This window comes from Kribbella sp. NPDC049227 (assembly GCF_043197265.1).
Taxonomy (GTDB): Bacteria; Actinomycetota; Actinomycetes; order Propionibacteriales; family Kribbellaceae; genus Kribbella.
This window is the reverse complement of sequence record NZ_JBICST010000004.1, coordinates 414,707-433,166: the sequence shown is the minus strand read 5'-3', so window position 1 is coordinate 433,166 and position 18,460 is coordinate 414,707. Positions and strand designations below refer to the sequence as shown.

Here is an 18,460-nt window from a genome sequence, read left to right as displayed (position 1 = left end):
AAAGGACATCGCCGTGCGAGCAGCGCGTTACTACGGAAAGCAGGACATCAGGGTGGAGGAGGTCGCCGAGCCCCACGTGCGGGAGGCTGACGACGTACTCGTCGAGGTCCTGTACTGCGGCATCTGCGGGACCGACCTGCACGAGTACGCCGTGGGTCCGATCGTCACTCCGACGACTCCGCATCCACTGACCGGGGTGACGCTCCCACAGACCCTCGGACACGAGTTCTCCGCCCGGGTCGCCGCGGTCGGCGCCGCGGTCCGCGAGGTGAGCGTGGGGGACCGGGTCTCGATCATGCCGGCCATCGTGTGCGGCCGCTGCCGGTACTGCCGTCGCGGTCAGGGACACCTCTGCGTGCAGTTCGCCTGCACCGGCCTCAGCGCGGAGACCGGTGGCCTCGCCGAGTACGCCGTGGTGAAGGAGTACCAGGTGGCCAAGCTTCCCGACGAGGTCTCCGATCTCGAGGGTGCGATCATCGAGCCCGCGGCGGTCGCGGCGTACGGCGTCGAGCGGGCCGGGGTCACCGGCGGCGACATCGTCCTGGTCACCGGCGCCGGGCCGATCGGCATCCTGTCCGCGATGTACGCCGCCGCGGTCGGGGCATCGACTGTGGTCATCTCCGAGCCGAACAAGAACCGCTCAGCGCTGGCCGCGTCCCTCGACATCGGCCCGGTGGTGGACCCGACCACCGGCGAACTCGACGAGGTCGTCGGCCGGCTCACCGACGGCGACGGCGTCGACCTCGCGATCGAGGGCTCCGGCAGTACGCCGGGCCTCACCTCGTGCGTCGAGCAGACCCGTAAGCGCGCCGCCATCGTCCAGACCGGGCTGCACACCAAGCCGGCAACGCTCGACGCGATGGCGCTGTCGGCGAAGGACCTCACCCTGTACGGCAGCTGGTGCTGGTGGATGACCGACTGGCCGCGGATCATCCGCATGGTTGCCTCCGGCACGTATCCGGTCGGCCGGGTGGTCACCGCCGAGATCGGTCTGGCCGACGTGGTGACCAAGGGCTTCGACCCGTTGATCGACCCGCAGGGAGACCAGCTCAAGGTGCTGGTCCGCTCCGCTTCCTGACCCTCCCTCCCGAAGGAGAATCCGATGAGTTCGTTCGGCGACATGCACCACGTCGGCATCACGGTCCGCGACCTCGAGGCCTCGCTGGCCTGGTACGAGCGGATGTTCGGGCTGAAACCCGAGTTCATTGCCCATGGCACCGGTCCGGAGCTGTCGGCGGCGGTCGGCGTACCGGACACCAAGCTGCGGTTCGCGTTCCTGCGCTTCGGCAGTTGCGTGGTCGAGTTGCTCCACTACGACAACGACCGGGAGGACACCTTCGACCGCTCCAACGCCGACGTCGGCAGTGCCCATGTCTGCATCGACGTACCGGATCTGCAGGCGGCGTACGACGACCTGCGCGGCAAGGGCGTGGAGTTCCTGGCGCCGCCGCTGCACATCGACGACGGGCCGCTCGAAGGCTGTGCCTTCGTCTACTTCAAGGACCCCAACGGCGTGACGCTCGAGCTCTTCCAGAGCAACGGCCGCGGGCACTGATCCGGACGAGGAGCAGCACCGATGAGTGAACGCCGCGCGCTGGTCGTCGGCGCCACCGGTCTCACCGGCCGGAACGCCGCCGAGCAGTTGGCTCGATCCGGCTGGCAGGTGACCGGGGTGTCCCGCAAGCAGGGCATGGACACCGAGGGTGTACGCACGCTCAGTGCCGACATCACCGACCCGATGTCGATCGCCGCGGTGGCCCGCGAGGTCCGGGCCACGCACCTCTTCTACTGCACGTGGTCGCGGCAGGAGACCGAAGCTCGCAACATCGAGGTGAACGGCGCGATGCTGCGCAACGTCCTCGAGACCGCCGGCCGGACCGGCACGCTCGAGCACGTCTGCCTGGTGACCGGGCTCAAGCACTACCTCGGCCCGTTCGAGGCGTATGCCCAGAACCCCGCCAAGCCGCCGTTCCACGAGAGCCAGCCGCGACTGGACTACGAGAACTTCTACTACATCCAGGAGGACATCCTCTGGGACGCGGCCGCACGGTTCGGCTTCGGCTGGACGGTGCACCGGCCGCACACGGTCATCGGCTACACCCTCGGCAACGCGATGAACATGGGCGTGACCCTGGCCGTCTACGGCACCCTCGCCCGGGAGACAGGCATGCCGTTCGTGTTCCCCGGTTCACCCGAGCAGTACGACGGGACGACGGACATCACCGATGCCCGGCTGCTGGCCGAGCACCTGGTCTGGGCGGCCACCACCCCAGCTGCGGCGAACGAGGCGTACAACGTCACCAACGGCGACACCTTCCACTGGCGGCAGATGTGGGAGGCGGTGGCGGCCGGCCTCGGAGTCGAGCCGGCGCCGTACCCCGGACATCCGGCTCCGCTCGAGGACCGGATGATCGGCGCCGGGGCGATCTGGCGGCGGATCGCCGGCCGGGACGGACTCATCGAACCCAACGTCGACCGACTGGTCTCCTGGTGGCACACCGACAGTGACCTCGGCCGGACCGTCGAGACCCACGCCACGATGGCCAAGAGTCGCGAGGCCGGATTCAGCCGGTCACAGGACAGCACGCAGTCCTTCCTCGACCTCTTCGACCGGCTGCGCGCCGAACGCGTCATTCCGGCGGTCGAAGCATGAGGGCCGTCCAGTTCCAGGCCGTGGACACGCTGGCCCTGGCCGACCTCGACATACCGCGGATCGGCGCCGACGAGATCCTGGTCGCGTTGAGGTCGGTGGGGATCTGCCACTCCGACTTCGAACTGCTCGGAGGGCGCTACATCATCCCGTTCGGGTACCCGATCATCCCCGGCCACGAGTGGTCCGGTCAGGTGGCCGAGGCCGGCCGGGACGTGACCGGGTTCGCGCCCGGCGACCGGGTCCTCGGCGAGTGTGTGATCGGCCCGGAGCACTTCGGCTTCTCGATCTCCGGTGCCGCGGCCGAGTACTTCGTCGCCCGGCCCGAATGGCTGCACAAGGTCCCGGACGAGCTCACCGACAGCCAGGCCGCGCTGGTGGAGCCGTTCAGTTGCGCGTACTTCGCGACGATGCGGGCCGGCAACGTCAACGCGAGCGACACCGTCGTCGTCTTCGGCGCCGGCCCGATCGGGTTGAGCTGCGTGGCGGTTGCCGCCACGATCGGCGCCCGGGTCATCGCTGCCGAACCCGACAAGACGCGCGGCGACCTGGCTCGCCAGCTCGGTGCCGAGGAGGTCGTCGACCCGACGTCGGACGGCTTCACCGATCAGGTGCGGGAGCTGACCGGTGGCCGGGGCGCCGATGTGGTCATGGAGGCATCCGGTCAGCCGGCCGCGATGGCAGCCACGTTGGAGGTCGCCGGATTCAACGGCCGGCTGGTCAACATCGGAATCGACGTCGGTCGCAGCGCCACCGCGAAGCTGGGCCTGATCCAGTCCAAGCAACTCCAGATCCGCGGCACGATCGGGTCGCCGGGCGTCTGGCCGGAGACCCTGCGGTTCCTGGCCCGGACCGGTCTCGATCTCACGCCGATGATCACCAGCCGGTATCCGCTGGACCGAGCTCCGGAGGCGTACGCCGCGGCACGACGTACCGGCGAGAACGTCAAGGTGCACATCGAGAACGGTGGTGCCGCGTGAAAGCCGTCGTCCTGCACGCAGCCGGGGACCTTCGCATCGAGGAGCGCCCCGAACCACCGTCCCCCGGCCGCGGTGAGGTGATGCTGCGCGTCACCCGGGTCGGCCTGTGCGGCACCGATGTCAGTGAGTACACAGCCGGACCGATGATGACTCCGCTGGAGACGCGGCACCCGAACTCGGGCGTACTCGGACCGGTGGTGCTCGGCCACGAGTTCATCGGCGTCGTGGAGAGCGACGGCGAACGCTTCGGAGCCGGTGACCGGGTCGCGGGCGGCGCGGGCGTCTGGTGTGGAACGTGCGCATGGTGCGAGCGCGGCCAGACCAACCTCTGCCAGTCCTACTGGACCTACGGCCTCTCCGCCGATGGTGGGCTGACCCAGCACCTCACCGTTCCGGAGGCGATGCTGCACCCCATCGCACCACACGTTGCCGACGACAACGCTGCGCTCGCCCAGCCGTTGGCGGTAGGCCTGCACGCGGTCGGCCGTAGCCGGGTCCGCGCCGGCGACGTCGTGGTCGTGCATGGTGCCGGCGCGATCGGATCCTTTGTGATCGCCGGTCTGAAGGCCGCCGGTGCTGGGGCGATCGTTGCCGTGGACATCGATGCCGGCAGGCTCGAGACGGCGGCGAAGCTCGGCGCCGACGTGACCGTCGACGCCTCCTCGACCGATCCGCTCGACGTACTGCGCGAGCTGACCGGTTCCGCGTTGGCCGACGTCAGCGTGGAGGCGAGCGGCGTACCCGACGGGCTGACTCGCGTGCAGCGGCTGACCCGGCGTGGGGGCACCGTTCTGCTGGTCGGCCTGCCCAAGGGGCAGGTGTCGTTCGTCGCCAACGACCTGATCCTCCGTGAGATCGACGTCATGACCACCGTGGCGCATGTGTGTGACCAGAACCTGCCGGCTGCCCTGGCGCTGTTGGCTGAGCGCGACCTGGCGTCGCTGCTCGTCGAACGCGTTGTACCTCTGGACCGGGTGGTCGAGGAGGCGTTCACAGCGATGGCCGCCGGCACCGCGCGGGGAAAGTTCCTCGTTGACCCGCAGGAGTGGTCATGACACTTCGGGTCGGTTTCTGCGGGCTCGGCCGGATGGGCACCGAGATGGTCACTGCCCTGACCCGGCAGGGGTTCGCGGTCACGGTCTGGAACCGGACCGCGGCACGTGCGCTGGCGGCCGCTGAACTCACCGGAGCCGAGGTGGCGGACACTCCTGCGCTGGCAGCCGAGAACGCGGATGTCGTGATCACGATGCTCACCGACGGCGACGCCGTACTGCGGACCCTCGTCGATGTGCTTGCCGAAGCCCGGCCGGGGCTTGTTGTCGTGGACTGCTCGACCACCGGCGCGGAGGCGGCTCGTCAGGCTGCGGATCTGTGTGCCGCCGCGGGCGTGGGGTTCGTCGACTGTCCGGTGAGTGGCAGCACAGTTGTAGCCCGGGAAGGCAAGCTCGGACTGATGGCCGGTGGCGACGCCGCCGTGATCGACCAGGCCCGTCCGGTCCTCGATGCGCTCGGCACGGTCGTACACGTCGGACCGACGGGTGCCGGCGCCGCCGCCAAGGTGGCCGTCAACGCCTTGCTGCACACCTTCAGCACAGCGCTGGCCGAGTGCCTTGTCACCGCCCGCGCCGCCGGCGTCCCACCTGCCGCGCTCTTCGACGTCCTCGCGGTGGGCGTGCTCTGGAACCGCTTCCTCGACTACAAGCGACCCGCCTTCACCGACCCCGATCAGACGGCGGTCGCCTTCGACCTCAGTACCGCGACCAAAGACCTGGGCCTCGCGGCCCGCGCCGCCGATGACGCCGGCCTGCGGGAGTCCGTCGTACGGCGGGCGCTGGAACTGCACCGGCAAGCACTGGACGACGGACTCGGCGACCGGGACATGGCCGCGATGACGGCCTGGTTCGCGGCCGTCGCCGAGCCGGCCGGCGAAACAGAAAGGAACTGACGTGGGTATCCACACCTATGGCACGAACGCGGTCGACTGGGAGCAGCGGCTCGACCTCGACCGGTTGCGCACCGAGCGGCTGGCCAAGCTCCGGGCCGAGCTGGACCGCTCGTCGCTCGGCGCCCTGCTCGCGTTCGACTTCCCCAACATCCGCTACATGACCGCGACCCACATCGGCACCTGGGCGAACGACAAGCTGATTCGCTTCTCGCTGCTGGTCCGCGGTGCCGAGCCGATCATCTGGGACTTCGGGTCCGCGGCCCGGCACCACCAGCTCTACAACCCCTGGCTCGATCACGCCGGACCCGAATCGGCCGACGCCGTCCACGGCCCGCACCACGGGGCTTCCAAGCCGGGTGGCGCCCGGGCCGGTATCTCCACGCTGCGCGGCGCCTTCCACCCGGGCGCGGGCATCGCCGAGGAGGTCGCGCGCAAGATCAAGTCCGAGCTGGAGCTGCACGGGTTGCTCGACGAGCCGCTCGGAGTCGACGTCATCGAGCTGCCGATCCTGGCCGCGCTCCAGCAAGCCGGCATCCAGGTCACCGACGGCCAGCAGGTCTTCCTCGAGGCCCGGCGGATCAAGACCAAGGACGAGATCGGGCTGCTCACCCAGGCGGCCTCGATGGTCGACGCCGCCTACGACCAGCTCTACGAGTTCCTCCGCCCCGGCGTCCGGGAGAACGAGACCGTCGGACTCGTCAGCAAGGCCCTCTACGACATGGGTTCGGAGTTCGTCGAGGGTGTGAACGCGATCAGCGGCGAGCGGTGCGCCCCGCACCCGCACGTGTACTCCGACCGGATCATCCGCCCCGGCGACCCGGCGTTCTTCGACATCCTGCACAGCTACCTGGGCTACCGGACCTGCTACTACCGCACGTTCGCTGTCGGCAGCGCCTCCCCGGCCCAGCACGACGCGTACAAGATCTGCCGGGAGTACATGGATCAGTCCATCGCACTGGTGAAGCCCGGAGCGACCACCGCCGACATCGTCTCGATCTGGCCGACCGCGCAGGAGTTCGGGTTCGCCGACGAGGAGGCCGCGTTCGCTCTCCAGTACGGCCACGGCGTCGGGCTGTCGATCTGGGAGAAGCCGATCTTCAGCCGGCTGGTCTCGCTCGACCACCCCGAGGTGCTCGAAGAGGGCATGGTCTTCGCGCTCGAAACCTACTGGCCGGCCAGGGACGGCTGGTCCGCGGCCCGGATCGAGGAGGAACTCGTCGTCACGGCCGACGGCTGCGAGGTCATCACCAAGTTCCCCGCCGAGGACCTGCTCGTCGCCGGCAAGCGCTACTACACGACCGGCGGGATGCTGCCGACCCGGCGTGAGTCGCAGTCCCACCTGAACACCCCCGTCTTCAACGGAGAACTCGTATGACGCTGCCACTCGAACGTCATGCGTACGGCGAGCACGACATGGTGCTCCCGGCGGGCAGCCAGACCAGGTACGACGACGCCGAGATCGACCGGGACACCCGGCTGCTGATGTACCGGCGGCTGCAGGAGATGCGCCAGTTCGAGAAGCGCGCGTACGACCTGTTCATGCAGAACCTGGTCAAAGGCACCACCCACCTGTCCCTCGGGATGGAGGCGGTGGCGACGGGCTTCGGTACGGCGATGCGCGCGGACGACTACACGTTCGCGACGTACCGCGGACACGCACACACCCTCGCGCGCGGCGTACCGATGGAAGGCGTCCTCGCCGAGCTCCTGGGTCGCTCCAACGGGCTGCTCGGCGGCAAGGGCGGATCCATGCACCTCACCAGCGTCGAGCACGGCGTGATGGGTTCCTACGCGATCATCGGGGCGCACCTGACGATCGCGAACGGCGCCGCCTGGTCCGCGCAGTACCGGGACAGCGGTCAGGTCGCGGTCTGCTTCTTCGGCGACGGCACCACCAACATCGGTGCCTTCCACGAGGCGCTCAACTACGCCGCAGTCTTCAGCCTGCCGGTCGTCTTCGTCTGCGAGAACAACCAGTACATGGAGTACACCGCGATCGCGGACATCACCGCCGTACGGCGTCCGGCGGCGGACCGGGCCAGCGCCTACGGTCTCGAACCGGTGGTTGTCGATGGCAACGATGCGGACGGTTGCCTGCTCGTCGCGCGCGATGCCCTCGCGCACGCCCGCTCCGGGCTGGGGCCGGTGCTCGTCGAGGCTCTGACCTATCGGCACGGCGGTCACTCGCGGGCCGATCCCGGCAAGTACAAGCCGTCCGGGGAGCTCGAGGCGTGGCTGGAGCACGACCCGCTGAAGGTCTACCGCGGCCGGCTCGACCGGCTCGGGTTCGCCGCCGCGGAGCTGGACGAGATCGAGCGCCAGGTCGGCGAGGCCGTCAACGCGGCGACCGAGGCGGCCAAGAACGGACCGTTGCCGGACCCGGCATCGGCGTACACCGACGTGTGGGCGGACGGAGGACACTCGTGGCGCAACTGACCTATCGGGATGCGGTGGCCCGCGGCATCGCGCAGGAGATGCGGAGCGATGAGCGGGTGGTGCTGGTCGGCGAGGACGTGGCGGGTTCCGGTGGCGTGTTCAAGACGACCGTCGGGTTGCTCGACCAGTTCGGCCCGCGCCGGGTGATCGACACCCCGATCTCCGAGCAGGCCATCCTGGGTGCGGCCATGGGTGCCGCGATGACCGGACTGCGGCCGATCGCGGAGATCATGTTCTCCGACTTCTTCGCGGTCTGCTGGGACCTCGTGGTGAACCAGATGGCGAAGACCCGCTACATGACCAACGGGCAGGTCACGATCCCGTTGGTGGTGAAGAGCGGCAACGGCGGTGCGCTGCGGTTCGGCGCGCAGCACTCGCAGTCGATCGAGAACTGGGCGATGGCGGTGCCGGGGATCAAGGTCGTCACTCCGTCCTGCCCGGAGGATGTCGTCGGGCTGATGGCGGCTGCGGTGCGCAGTGACGATCCGGTGCTGTTCTTCGAGCACAAGGGTCTCTACGCCAGCAAGGGCGAGGTGCCGGACGGCGTGATCGAGGACGTCCTCGGTACGGCGAAGGTCCGGCGGTCCGGCGATGACGCAACCATCGCGGCGCTCGGGCTGATGGTGCCCAGGGCCCTCGCGGCCGCCGAGCAACTCGCGGAGCGTGGCATCAGCTGCGAGGTCATCGACGTACGGTCGCTGATCCCGCTGGACGCTCGGACGATTCTGGAATCGGTCGGCCGGACCGGGCGGTTGTTCACCGTGGAGGAGAATCCACGCGCCCTCGGCTGGGGTGCCGAGCTGGCGTCGATCGTCAGCGACGAGGCGTTCTGGGACCTCGACGGACCGGTCGTACGGATCACCACCCCGCACGTGCCGCTGCCGTCCGCGGACTCGCTGGAGGATCTCGTCATCCCGTCGGTGGATCGCATCGTCACCGACATCGAGAAGGCGATGCAGGCGTGAGCGTCACTGCGCACCGGCACCGGGACAGTCCGCGGGTACGCCGCCTGGCCCGCGAGCACGGTGTCGACCTCGACCGCATCCGGCCCTCCGGTCGCCACGGCCGCGCGACAGCGGCCGACGTACGGGCGTCCGTCGCTTCTGCGGATCCGGAGGTCGCGGCCCCGGTGGTCGCGGCCCGGGTGGTCGCGGCCCCGGCAGGCTCGGTGTCGGCGGGTTCGGTGCCGGTGCGGGTCGAGCGGTTGTCCCGGCGGCGGAAGGTCATCGCCGAGCGGATGCACCGATCGCTGCTGGAGTCGGCGCAGCTCACCACCGTCGTCGAGGCCGACCTCACCCAGGTGTCCACCGTCCGCGCAGCGGTGAAGGACGAGTTCCACAGCAGGTACGGCGTTTCGCTGTCGGTGCTGGCCTTCGTCGCCGAGGCCGCGGTACGAGCGCTCGTCGATCATCCGGTGATCAACGCCCGACTGGACCTGGCGGCCGGAACGGTCACCTATCCGTCCTCGGTCGGCCTGGGGATCGCGGTGGACACCGAGGAAGGACTGGTCGTCCCGGTGATCCGCGGCGCCGACGATCTCAACGTCGGCGCGCTCGCTCGCCGGATCGCCGACCTCGCGGCCCGTGCCCGGAGCGGTACGGCGGCGGCCGACGACTTCTCCGGCGGGACGTTCACGATCACCAACACCGGCAGCCGGGGCGCGTTGTTCGACACACCGATCCTCAATGCTCCCGAGTCGGCCATCCTCGGCCTCGGAACCGTTGTACGCCGGCCGGTCGTCCTCCGCGGCGGCGACGGCGAGGAACTGATCGCGATCCGGTCGATGGCCTACCTGGCGCTCACCTACGACCACCGGTTGGTGGACGGCGCCGATGCCGCTCGCTACCTGGCGTCGGTCAAGGAACGACTCGAGAACCCCGCCCGGTCCTGGGAGGACAGCGTGGGGGTCGCACGATGAACTCACTGACGACACACGAGCGGTCCGTCGTTTCGGCCGTGCCCACCGGGTTGTGGATCGGCGGCGACGTCGTGCCCGGGTCCCGCGGCACTCTCGACATCCATGACCCGGCGACCGGCGACGTACTCACGGAGGTCGCCGATGCCGGCGTGGACGACGCTGTGGCTGCGCTCGACGCTGCGGTCGCCGTACGGCGCGACTGGGCGCGGACCCCTCCACGTGAGCGCGGCGAGATCTTGCGGCGGGCCCACCAGTTGATGACGGCGCGGGCCGATGCGCTGGCGCTGTTGATGACGCTGGAGATGGGCAAGCCGCTGGCCGATGCCCGGGCGGAGGTCGCGTACGCGGCCGAGTTCCTGCGCTGGTACAGCGAGGAGGCGGTGCGCATCGCCGGCCGTTGGTCGGTGGCGCCCGATGGGAACAGCCGGCTGCTGACGATGAAGCAGCCGGTCGGTCCCTGCCTGATGATCACGCCGTGGAACTTCCCGCTGGCGATGGGCACCCGCAAGGTCGGGCCCGCGGTCGCAGCCGGCTGCACGATGGTGGTGAAGCCGGCCGCGCAGACGCCGTTGTCCATGTACGCCTTCGCAGCGCTGATGAAGGAGGCGGGACTGCCGGACGGCGTACTGAACGTCGTGACCGCATCGCGCAGCGGCGAGGTGATGGAACCGCTCATCCGGGATCCGCGGCTGCGCAAACTCACCTTCACCGGATCCACCGCCGTCGGCCGGAGGCTGGTCGAGCAGTCGGGCACTCAGTTGCTGCGGGTCTCCATGGAGCTGGGCGGCAACGCGCCGTTCCTGGTGCTCGCTGACGCCGACCTCGATGCGGCTGTCGACGGGGCGATGGTGGCGAAGATGCGCAACATGGGGGAGGCCTGCACCGCCGCCAACCGTTTCCTCGTCCACGAGTCCGTCGCCGACGAGTTCGCCGGCCGGCTGGCGAACCGGATGGCGTCGCTCCACGTGGGCCGGGGCACCGAGCCCGGCGTACAGGTCGGACCGCTGATCGACGAACCCGCGCAGGACAAGGTCAGCGAGCTTGTCCAGGAAGCGGTCGACGGCGGCGCGAAGGTCCTCACCGGCGGCGGCCCGGCCACGGCACCCGGCTGGTTCTACCAACCGACCGTTCTCACTGACGTGGCGCCCGACGCGGACTGTCTCCGCGAGGAGATCTTCGGCCCGGTGGCTCCGGTCACGCGCTTCGCCACCGTCGACGAAGCGCTCGACTTGGCCAACGACACGGAGTACGGCCTGGTCGCGTATGCCTACACCCGCGACCTCTCCACCGCACTTCGCCTCTCCGAGGAACTGGACACCGGCATGGTCGGCATCAACCGAGGCGTCATCTCGAACGCCGCCGCCCCCTTCGGCGGCGTCAAACACTCCGGCTACGGCCGCGAAGGAGGCCCCGAAGGAATCAACGAGTACCTCGAAACCAAGTACGTCGGCCTCAACACCTAAGCCTCACCACAGCTCGTCGAGTCGCCTGACCCGCCGACGAAAGCGCCGGGCGTCGCGGCGTGGAAGCTTGTGTTCGACGGTGGTGAGGATCTGCTGGACCTCGATCAGTGAGGGGCAGCATTCCCACACGCCGCAGCCCTCGTCGTACCTGTAGTCGTGGATGCGGTGATACGGGGAACGGACGAAGCGCTCCCAGATGCGCAGGGCGTCTGCCGCGGCTCCGGGCCAGAGGCGGGTGTGCTCGAGGTACGCGAGAACTGCGCGTCCATGGGGAGACAGGCCCGGGAGGTTCGAGATCCTGATGACTTCGGTCGGGTGGGTGCGCAGCCGGAAGTGGGCGTCGGCGCGGACCCGTCCTGGTCGCCTACGCGGCATGGACCTTTCGTGTGGTGAGCATGACGTCCATGCTCCCACGGCCTCAGGTGGCGAGAAAGTCGGCTGACAGATGGGGGTGGGGGCTGCAAGCTGTGGGGCATGGTGCTGGTGGCGGATCTGGAGAGGGACTATGGGGTCGTGGTCTCCGGACTGCGACCGCACGCGGGTGGGTTCGAGAGTGACTGCTGGGTGGCGGACGACACCTGGTTCGTCAAGATGTGGAAGAAGCCGGGCGTACCGACCGGCTTGAGGATGCTGCATGAGCTGCAGGCCCTCGGTCTTCCGGTGCCGGAGGCGATTCCGGCGGTGTCGGGCGAGCTCTACGCGGTCTGCGCGGGCCGGCCGTACGCCGTCTTTCCTTACGTCCACGGTCGAGTCGGGACCGTGGACGATTGGCAGACGACCGCGCAGGCGCTGAGGCAGCTCCATGAGCTCGACGTCCGGGTTGATCTGCCGCCCGCCAGCATGGACGAGCGACACGTCCGGACGCTGGCCCAGCGGCTCGATCACCCGTGGATCGTGGATCGGCGCGACAAGGTGGATGCGGCGGTACGCCGGCTGGACGCCGCGATCGAGCGGGCGCGGGCCAAGACGGTGCCGGAGATCATCTGCCACCTCGACTTCGGCGTGCACAACCTGCTCCTGGACGACGACGGTCAGGTCGCGGCAATCCTCGACTGGGAACAGGCCGTCATCGGCCCCCGGGAGCACGACCTGTGGATCGCGGGGGACCTACCAGAGCTCGAATCCTTCCTCGACGAGTACGGCGCCTACGACCTCGACCTCGATCACCTCGAGTACGCACTCCTGGCCCGAGGTCTCCGGGACATGGCCGCCCGCGTCCTCAACGACGTCGACCGCCCGGGCGTCGACACCTGGGGGTTCGACCGAATCGCCAGGCTGGACAGCGATCTCAAGCGCTTCCGCCCGTACTGCGCTGTCTGAACAGACATGGCCGGACCGATGCGCCTTAGGATGCGCGCATGGGTGTGACTGTGACGGTCGACGAGCAGGACGCTTACCTCGCGCGGGTGGGGCGGGCCGGGATGTTGATGCTGCCGATGATCACCGGGATCGGTGAGCAGGTCCGCGCGTGGGCCGACGAGCTCGCGGCCGAGGGCATCACCGCGCTGGCCTGGGATCCGTTCAAGGGACGGAGTACCGACAACGCGACGCGGGAGGAGCTCGGCGGGTTGGCGGGTGAGCTCGACGACGAGGTGGCGCTCGCCGAGCAGGCCGCGCTGGTCGACTACATGTTCGGCGAGCTCGGGTGCAGCAAGGTCGGGGTGATCGGCTACTGCCTGGGCGGGCGGTTCGCCCTCCTGCTGGCGGCGCGCGATCACCGGCTGGCGAACGTCGTCGCCTTCCACCCGACCGTGCCGTCGCAGCGACCGCCGCATCACACGTACGACGCGATCGCCGAGGCTACTGGGATCGCGGCACCGGTGCTGGTGAGCTACCCGAGCGCGGACGCCGCCGTACCGAATGCCGACTTCGAAGCACTGCAGACCGTCTTGCAGGCGAGGCCGACGGGCGCGACGTTCGCGCAGTACTTCCCCGGTGCGGACCACGGCTTCTCCGACAAGGGGCGTCACGACAAGGAGGTCAACGCCGCCGCCTACCGGCTGGCGTGGCCGCAGGCCCTCGCCTTCATGCGGACAACGACGAGCTGACTCACGCCGCGCGGCGGTGAGCGGTTGGCGTCGTACCGCGAACGCGTTTGAAGGCGACACTCAGAGCGAACGCGTTCGCGTACCCGACCCGTCGCGCGATCGTCTCGACGGTGTCCTTGGTCGCGCGCAGCTGATCGGCCGCCAGCGTGATCCTCCACCCGGTCAGGTAGCTCATCGGCGCCTCGCCCACGAGTGCGGTGAACCGGCGCGCGAGCGACGCCCGCGACACCCCGACCCGATCCGCGAGCTCCGTGACATTCCACGGGTACGCCGGATCCTCGTGCAGCAACCGCAGCGCCGTACCGGCCACCGGATCGGTCTGCGCCTGATACCACCCCGGCGCCTGGGACTCCGGCCGCGCGAACCACGCTCGCAAGGTGGTGATCAGCGCAAGGTCGAGCCACCGGTCCAGCACACTCTGCTGCCCAGGCGCGTCCCGCTGGATCTCCCCGATCACCATCTCCGTCACCGGACCCGCGATCTCCGCGGCGGGTACGACGAGCACCGGCGGAAGCGCCGTCACGAGTCGCCGACTGACGTCACCCGCCAACTGGTAGGTGCCGCTGGCAACCATGACGGCGCCGGACGCGCGACTGCCGTACGTCCGCACCCCGAGCCGGGCGGAGTAGTCGACCGGTGCCCCGGGCAACGGCTCGCAGACGCCGCCGGGATGGATCCGCAACTGTGGCGCGGTCTCGACGCTGTCGCCCACGACGTACGGCGATGATCCGGTGAAGATCGCGACATCTCCCTCGTCCATCCGCATCGGCTCGATCCCGTGGCGAGTGACCCAGCCCGACCCGCGAACCAGGGTGGCCAGCGCCAGCGGCGCCTCGTCCCGGATCTCGATCGCCCACGGCGGATCCAGGATCGTCAGGTTGAACACGCCGTCCCGGGCGCGGGTCCCGGCCAGCAGGTCATCGAGCACGTCCATGTCCGCAGCGTACGCCATGTGAGCGCCTCGGACATCAAATTGCGCCGAACAACCATGGTTCGTCTCATCGAATCCGGCTGAACTAGAGCCATGACAACGACACCGATTCTCATCCTGGGTGGTAAGGGCAAGACTGGCCGCCGCGTCGTCGAGCAGCTCGAGACCCGCGGCGTCCCGTACCGGCTGGCGTCCCGGTCGAGCGAGCAGCGCTTCGACTGGTACGACGACAGCACTTGGCCGGAAACGATCGCCGGCGCCGGCACGGCGTACCTGGCGCCGCCGGTCGGGCCGACCGGACTCGCGCAGGCCGGCCGGTTCATCAAGGAGGCTGCGGCCCAAGGTCTGCGCCGCGTGGTCCTGCTGTCCGGCCGCGGCGTCGGCAGCCCCGGCCGCGACTTCGCCGTGTACGACGGTCAGCTCGACCTGGAGCACGCGGTGCAGGCGAGCGGCGCGGACTGGACCATCGTCCAGCCGGCCTGGTTCGCGCAGGGCTTCAGCGAGGACTTCCTCCGGTACCACGTCCAGGCCAGCGAGATCCGCGTCTCCGCGGGCACTGGTGGCGAGGCGTGGATCGACACCAACGACGTCGGCGACGTGATGACCGCCGCATTGCTCGACGAGTCGTACACCGGCCAGGTGATCGCGGTGTCAGGTCCGCGCCCGCTCACCATGACCGAGGTCGCCGCCGAGCTCTCGGCCGCCACCGGCCGTCCGATCGACTACGTCGACATCGAGCCGGACGTCCACGTCGAGGAGCTCCGCGAGGACGGTCTGCCCCAGGAGGACGCCGAGGCCGTCCGCGACCTGTTCGCCGTGATCCGCAACCACCGCTCGGAGTACGTCTCGGACGGAGTCCAGCAGGTTCTCGGCCGGCCGCCGCGAGACTTCGCCGACTGGGCTCGCGAGACCGCGGCGACCGGCGTCTGGGCGGAGTGAACCGCCAGCACTCCACAATCGATGCTTCGCGGGTGATCGCACGCTCAGGCGACCACCTGCGAAGTCAGTTGTGGAGTGCTGGCGGTCCGGGTCAGTGCTGCATCGCGGTCCACTCGTCGTGAGTGAGTTCCTTGATCTCGCCCGTGCCGGCCTTGGGCTGGACCGTGGTGCCTCCACCGACGGCCCCGCCGCCGAAGATCAGGCTGGCCCAGTTGTTCTGGGCGGTCAGCGACGTCGTGGCGTTGTCGTCGTTGATGTCGGCCGCGGTGGTGTCCGCGGTGTCACCGTCGCAGTTCCAGTCGATCGGGCCGCTGGCCGCGCCGGACGTCGTACGGTTGGAACCGTTCGGGCACTTCCACATCGTCTTGAAGGCCGACGCGGAGCTACCGAGGCCGGCGGACTCCTTCAGGCTGGCCTCGTTCAGTGCCGGCGGGGCGACGTTCGAGTAGCCCCAGTACAGGCTCCCGTCGGACTTCAGAACGCCGCCGAGCTGGAAGAAGTAGTTCATCACGCTCAGGTAGTTCGGCTTGTAGTTCACGTTGTCGGTGCCGCCGTGCTTCAGGCCGATGTTGTGGCCGAACTCGTGCACGAACGTGCCGACGTTGTAGTTGTCGGTCGCGTTCCAGCTGCACTTCGGGCCGACCGTGACGATGAACGTGTCGTTCGGGATGTTGAAGGCCTGGCCGCTGCTGCAGCCGCCGTCGTAGCTGTCGCCCCAGATCATGTAGTAGAAGACGGCCTTCCGCACCGAGGCGAAGTTGGCGGCCTTGATCGCGTTGGTCTGGGTGGCCGACGGGTTGAGGTCGGCGTCGTACGGGACCTGGTTGCCGCCGCCGAGGTCGTACTTCGTTCCGCGGGCGGATCCGGCGTCGAGGTGGACCCGGATGCCGGTGCTGCCGTCCGGGTTGCCGACCGGGGCGGTGGCGTAGACCTGCACGATCCGGTCGAGCGCCGCCGCACTGGCGAGCCGGCCGTCCATGTAGTCCATCTCGACGAACAGGTCCTTCTTGTTCGGCGTCGCGCCCATCGCGGGCAGGTCGACGTCGACCACGCCGTCGCCGTTGGCGTCGTACCCGTTCGTCTCCCAGGTGTCGGGGAGGGCGTCGCCGTCGGTGTCGGTCGCGGCCTGGACAGCCGGGGCGCGGGCTCCGTCGGGCGAGGGAGGTACGGCGGCCGCCGCGCTCGTGGCGGCGAGCGCGGCGACGGCCAGGGAACTGAACATGGTCAGAAGCGCAGGGCGGGGCCTCATCAGATCTCCTTGTGGGCGGTGGGTGATCTGCCCGCTACCGTAGGTGATCCGCTGAGGTTTGCGCGGCCCAGCCGGGTCACTGACCCAATTGGGCCAGCCTGGATCAGCCGGCCGAGCGGAGCATCGACCGGATGCCGACGGTCAGCCCAACGGCGGCGGTCACGATCGCGGCGACCCAGCCCCACAGCACCGCGGTGGTCAGTACGTCGCCGGAGAACAGTGCCCGTTCCGCGTCGACGACGTACGAGAGCGGGTCGAACTTCGCAGCGACCTTCATCCAGCCCGGCCCGGTCTCCAGCGGCAGCAACATCCCGGACAGGATCATCACCGGGAACAGGAACGTCTGCTGCACCACCCAGAACATCCAGTCCTGCTTGCGGACCGCGATCGCCAGTGCGTAGCTGAACGCGCCCAGCCCGATCCCGAACACCGCCAGCAGCGCCATCCCGACCACCGCGCCACCGAGGTGCAGGTCGAACGCGAACGGCGTCATCACCGCGATCACGATGACCGCCTGGCCGAACAGCGGCACCATCTCCTTCAGTGCCCGGCCGATCAGCAACGACGACCGCGACAGCGGCGTGACCAGCATCCGTTCGTGCGCGCCGGTCTGGAACTCGAACAGCAGGTTCGCGCCGGTGGTCGAGGTACCGAACAGCGTCGTCATCACCAGGATCGACGGCACGAACCACTGCCAGACGCCGTCGCCGAACGTACCGCCCATCGACCCGGACAGCAACGGCCCGAACAGGACCAGGAACACCAGCGGCTGGATCATCCCGAACAACAAGGAGAACGGATCTCGCAGCACCGGCTTGAGTTCGCGTGTCATGACGATCCGGATATCGCGCACCAGGCTGCGCGCCGGCTGGTCCTGAGTCGCGGCGAGGTCGACGGTGGACAGGGTGAGCGTGGTCATCAGGCGGCCTTTCCGTTGGTCTCGGCTTCGCGCAGGCTGCGGCCGGTGAGGTTGAGGAACACGTCATCGAGGGTCGGGCGATGCACCTGCGCCGCCGCGATCGGTACGCCGTACTGCTGGGCTGCTGTGATCAGTTCGGGCAGCGCTGCCGGTCCGTCCGCGACCCGGACACTGAGCTCGTCGCCGACGGCAACCACTTCACGGGCACCGGGCAACTTCTCGGCCAGCTCGGCCAGCTTCGAAAGGTTGCTTGGGGCAACGGTGATGGCGAGCCGGTCGCCGGCCAGCTTGGCCTTGAGGGCGTTGGCGGTGTCGTCCGCGATCACCTCGCCGTGGTCGACCACGACCACCCGCTCGGCCATCGAGTCGGCCTCGTCCAGGTAGTGCGTGGTCAGCACGATCGTCATCGAGTACTGCTCGCGCATCCGCAGGATGTGGTCCCACAGGTTCGCGCGGTTCTGTGGGTCGAGACCGGTCGACGGCTCGTCCAGGAACAGCAGTTTCGGCGCATGAACGAGTCCCATCGCGACATCGAGCCGGCGACGCTGGCCTCCGGACAGTTCGGACACCTTGCGGCCGGCGAGTTCGGTCAGCTCGAGCGCTTCCAGCAGTTCGCCGGTACGACGCCTGGCGGCAGGCCGGTCGAGTCCGTAGATGACGCCTTGACCGACCAGTTCGTCGCCGGCCCGCTGGTTGTGGCCCGCGCCGTTGCCCTGGCCGACGTACCCGATCCGGCGGCGTACCTGGCCGGGCTGCGCGGTCACGTCGTACCCGGCGACCGTCGCCGTCCCCGACGTCGGGGTGATCAGGGTGGTGAGCATCCGCAGCGTGGTGGTCTTGCCGGCGCCGTTCGGGCCGAGGACGGCGACCAGTTCGCCGGGCTCGACGTCCAGGCTGATGCCGCGGACCGCGTGCACTGTCTCGGTACGGCTCACCACGAAGTCGCGGGTGAGCTGTCGGGTGCTGATCACGATGTCTCCTT

At 69.1% G+C, this 18,460-nt stretch carries 19 protein-coding genes; 14 read left to right on the top strand and 5 right to left on the bottom strand.

The window, feature by feature from the left end:
- Positions 1–13: 13 nt before the first annotated feature.
- The 11 genes from ACGFH6_RS19855 to ACGFH6_RS19805 are packed head-to-tail and all read left to right on the top strand — an operon-like array spanning position 14 to position 11,392.
- Positions 14–1,078 carry an alcohol dehydrogenase catalytic domain-containing protein gene (locus ACGFH6_RS19855; RefSeq protein WP_393385620.1) on the top strand — a complete coding sequence of 355 codons (1,065 nt, stop codon included), beginning with the start codon at positions 14–16 and terminating at the stop codon, positions 1,076–1,078.
- Between the two features lie 24 nt (positions 1,079–1,102).
- A complete protein-coding gene (locus ACGFH6_RS19850; RefSeq protein WP_393385617.1) occupies positions 1,103–1,555 on the top strand; it encodes a VOC family protein in 453 nt (150 codons plus the stop codon).
- Positions 1,556–1,576: 21 nt separating this feature from the next.
- The gene (locus ACGFH6_RS19845; protein WP_393385614.1) at positions 1,577–2,653 is read left to right on the top strand and encodes an SDR family oxidoreductase; all 1,077 of its coding nucleotides are present in this window, start codon (positions 1,577–1,579) and stop codon (positions 2,651–2,653) included.
- Positions 2,650–3,630: a zinc-binding dehydrogenase gene (locus ACGFH6_RS19840; RefSeq protein ID WP_393385611.1), complete on the top strand. Its 981-nt coding sequence runs from the start codon at positions 2,650–2,652 to the stop codon at positions 3,628–3,630. Before ACGFH6_RS19845 ends, ACGFH6_RS19840 begins: the two co-directional genes overlap by 4 nt.
- Positions 3,627–4,685 carry a zinc-binding dehydrogenase gene (locus ACGFH6_RS19835; RefSeq protein WP_393385608.1) on the top strand — a complete coding sequence of 353 codons (1,059 nt, stop codon included), beginning with the start codon at positions 3,627–3,629 and terminating at the stop codon, positions 4,683–4,685. The genes ACGFH6_RS19840 and ACGFH6_RS19835 overlap by 4 nt, the downstream gene beginning before the upstream one ends.
- A complete protein-coding gene (locus ACGFH6_RS19830) occupies positions 4,682–5,575 on the top strand; it encodes an NAD(P)-dependent oxidoreductase (RefSeq protein ID WP_393385605.1) in 894 nt (297 codons plus the stop codon). The genes ACGFH6_RS19835 and ACGFH6_RS19830 overlap by 4 nt, the downstream gene beginning before the upstream one ends.
- Position 5,576: 1 nt before the next feature.
- Positions 5,577–6,950, top strand: a complete 1,374-nt coding sequence (locus ACGFH6_RS19825; RefSeq protein WP_393385602.1) for a M24 family metallopeptidase — start codon at positions 5,577–5,579, stop codon at positions 6,948–6,950.
- Positions 6,947–8,011, top strand: a complete 1,065-nt coding sequence (locus tag ACGFH6_RS19820) for a thiamine pyrophosphate-dependent dehydrogenase E1 component subunit alpha (RefSeq protein ID WP_393385599.1) — start codon at positions 6,947–6,949, stop codon at positions 8,009–8,011. The genes ACGFH6_RS19825 and ACGFH6_RS19820 overlap by 4 nt, the downstream gene beginning before the upstream one ends.
- Positions 7,999–8,976, top strand: a complete 978-nt coding sequence (locus ACGFH6_RS19815) for an alpha-ketoacid dehydrogenase subunit beta (protein ID WP_393385596.1) — start codon at positions 7,999–8,001, stop codon at positions 8,974–8,976. Before ACGFH6_RS19820 ends, ACGFH6_RS19815 begins: the two co-directional genes overlap by 13 nt.
- Positions 8,973–9,929: a 2-oxo acid dehydrogenase subunit E2 gene (locus tag ACGFH6_RS19810; RefSeq protein ID WP_393385593.1), complete on the top strand. Its 957-nt coding sequence runs from the start codon at positions 8,973–8,975 to the stop codon at positions 9,927–9,929. Before ACGFH6_RS19815 ends, ACGFH6_RS19810 begins: the two co-directional genes overlap by 4 nt.
- Positions 9,926–11,392: an NAD-dependent succinate-semialdehyde dehydrogenase gene (locus ACGFH6_RS19805; RefSeq protein WP_393385591.1), complete on the top strand. Its 1,467-nt coding sequence runs from the start codon at positions 9,926–9,928 to the stop codon at positions 11,390–11,392. Before ACGFH6_RS19810 ends, ACGFH6_RS19805 begins: the two co-directional genes overlap by 4 nt.
- 3 nt (positions 11,393–11,395) lie before the next feature.
- On the opposite strand, the gene ACGFH6_RS19800 is transcribed toward ACGFH6_RS19805, so the two are convergent.
- Entirely contained in the window at positions 11,396–11,767 is a 372-nt protein-coding gene (locus tag ACGFH6_RS19800; RefSeq protein ID WP_393385588.1) for a hypothetical protein, read from the bottom strand.
- A 99-nt stretch (positions 11,768–11,866) separates the two neighbouring features.
- Between ACGFH6_RS19800 and ACGFH6_RS19795 the strand changes: the two genes are divergently transcribed.
- Both ACGFH6_RS19795 and ACGFH6_RS19790 read left to right on the top strand, forming a co-directional pair.
- On the top strand, positions 11,867–12,712 hold the full coding sequence (locus ACGFH6_RS19795) for a phosphotransferase enzyme family protein (protein ID WP_393385585.1): 846 nt from the start codon (positions 11,867–11,869) through the stop codon (positions 12,710–12,712).
- Between the two features lie 38 nt (positions 12,713–12,750).
- The gene (locus ACGFH6_RS19790; protein WP_393385582.1) at positions 12,751–13,440 is read left to right on the top strand and encodes a dienelactone hydrolase family protein; all 690 of its coding nucleotides are present in this window, start codon (positions 12,751–12,753) and stop codon (positions 13,438–13,440) included.
- Between the two features lies 1 nt (position 13,441).
- On the opposite strand, the gene ACGFH6_RS19785 is transcribed toward ACGFH6_RS19790, so the two are convergent.
- Entirely contained in the window at positions 13,442–14,374 is a 933-nt protein-coding gene (locus ACGFH6_RS19785) for an AraC family transcriptional regulator (protein ID WP_393385579.1), read from the bottom strand.
- A gap of 90 nt (positions 14,375–14,464) precedes the next feature.
- On the opposite strand from ACGFH6_RS19785, the gene ACGFH6_RS19780 reads away from it, so the two are divergent.
- A complete protein-coding gene (locus ACGFH6_RS19780; protein ID WP_393385576.1) occupies positions 14,465–15,310 on the top strand; it encodes an NAD(P)H-binding protein in 846 nt (281 codons plus the stop codon).
- Positions 15,311–15,401: 91 nt separating this feature from the next.
- Here ACGFH6_RS19780 and ACGFH6_RS19775 read toward each other — a convergent pair whose 3' ends face one another.
- The 3 genes from ACGFH6_RS19775 to ACGFH6_RS19765 form a co-directional block, all read right to left on the bottom strand.
- Complete coding sequence (locus ACGFH6_RS19775) at positions 15,402–16,559, bottom strand: hypothetical protein (RefSeq protein WP_393385574.1); 1,158 nt, start codon at positions 16,557–16,559, stop codon at positions 15,402–15,404.
- Positions 16,560–16,662: 103 nt separating this feature from the next.
- Positions 16,663–17,478: an ABC transporter permease gene (locus ACGFH6_RS19770; protein ID WP_393385571.1), complete on the bottom strand. Its 816-nt coding sequence runs from the start codon at positions 17,476–17,478 to the stop codon at positions 16,663–16,665.
- On the bottom strand, positions 17,478–18,449 hold the full coding sequence (locus ACGFH6_RS19765) for an ATP-binding cassette domain-containing protein (RefSeq protein ID WP_393385568.1): 972 nt from the start codon (positions 18,447–18,449) through the stop codon (positions 17,478–17,480). Before ACGFH6_RS19765 ends, ACGFH6_RS19770 begins: the two co-directional genes overlap by 1 nt.
- Positions 18,450–18,460 lie beyond the last annotated feature (11 nt).

Coding starts and splice junctions, on each gene's coding strand:
- ACGFH6_RS19840 (WP_393385611.1), top strand. CDS start 2,650: ATGAGGGCCGTCCAGTTCCAGGCCGTGGACACGCTGGCCCTGGCCGAC.
- ACGFH6_RS19790 (WP_393385582.1), top strand. CDS start 12,751: ATGGGTGTGACTGTGACGGTCGACGAGCAGGACGCTTACCTCGCGCGG.
- ACGFH6_RS19830 (WP_393385605.1), top strand. CDS start 4,682: ATGACACTTCGGGTCGGTTTCTGCGGGCTCGGCCGGATGGGCACCGAG.
- ACGFH6_RS19820 (WP_393385599.1), top strand. CDS start 6,947: ATGACGCTGCCACTCGAACGTCATGCGTACGGCGAGCACGACATGGTG.
- ACGFH6_RS19780 (WP_393385576.1), top strand. CDS start 14,465: ATGACAACGACACCGATTCTCATCCTGGGTGGTAAGGGCAAGACTGGC.
- ACGFH6_RS19800 (WP_393385588.1), bottom strand. CDS start 11,767: ATGCCGCGTAGGCGACCAGGACGGGTCCGCGCCGACGCCCACTTCCGG.
- ACGFH6_RS19850 (WP_393385617.1), top strand. CDS start 1,103: ATGAGTTCGTTCGGCGACATGCACCACGTCGGCATCACGGTCCGCGAC.
- ACGFH6_RS19795 (WP_393385585.1), top strand. CDS start 11,867: ATGGTGCTGGTGGCGGATCTGGAGAGGGACTATGGGGTCGTGGTCTCC.
- ACGFH6_RS19770 (WP_393385571.1), bottom strand. CDS start 17,478: ATGACCACGCTCACCCTGTCCACCGTCGACCTCGCCGCGACTCAGGAC.
- ACGFH6_RS19775 (WP_393385574.1), bottom strand. CDS start 16,559: ATGAGGCCCCGCCCTGCGCTTCTGACCATGTTCAGTTCCCTGGCCGTC.
- ACGFH6_RS19785 (WP_393385579.1), bottom strand. CDS start 14,374: ATGGACGTGCTCGATGACCTGCTGGCCGGGACCCGCGCCCGGGACGGC.
- ACGFH6_RS19845 (WP_393385614.1), top strand. CDS start 1,577: ATGAGTGAACGCCGCGCGCTGGTCGTCGGCGCCACCGGTCTCACCGGC.
- ACGFH6_RS19805 (WP_393385591.1), top strand. CDS start 9,926: ATGAACTCACTGACGACACACGAGCGGTCCGTCGTTTCGGCCGTGCCC.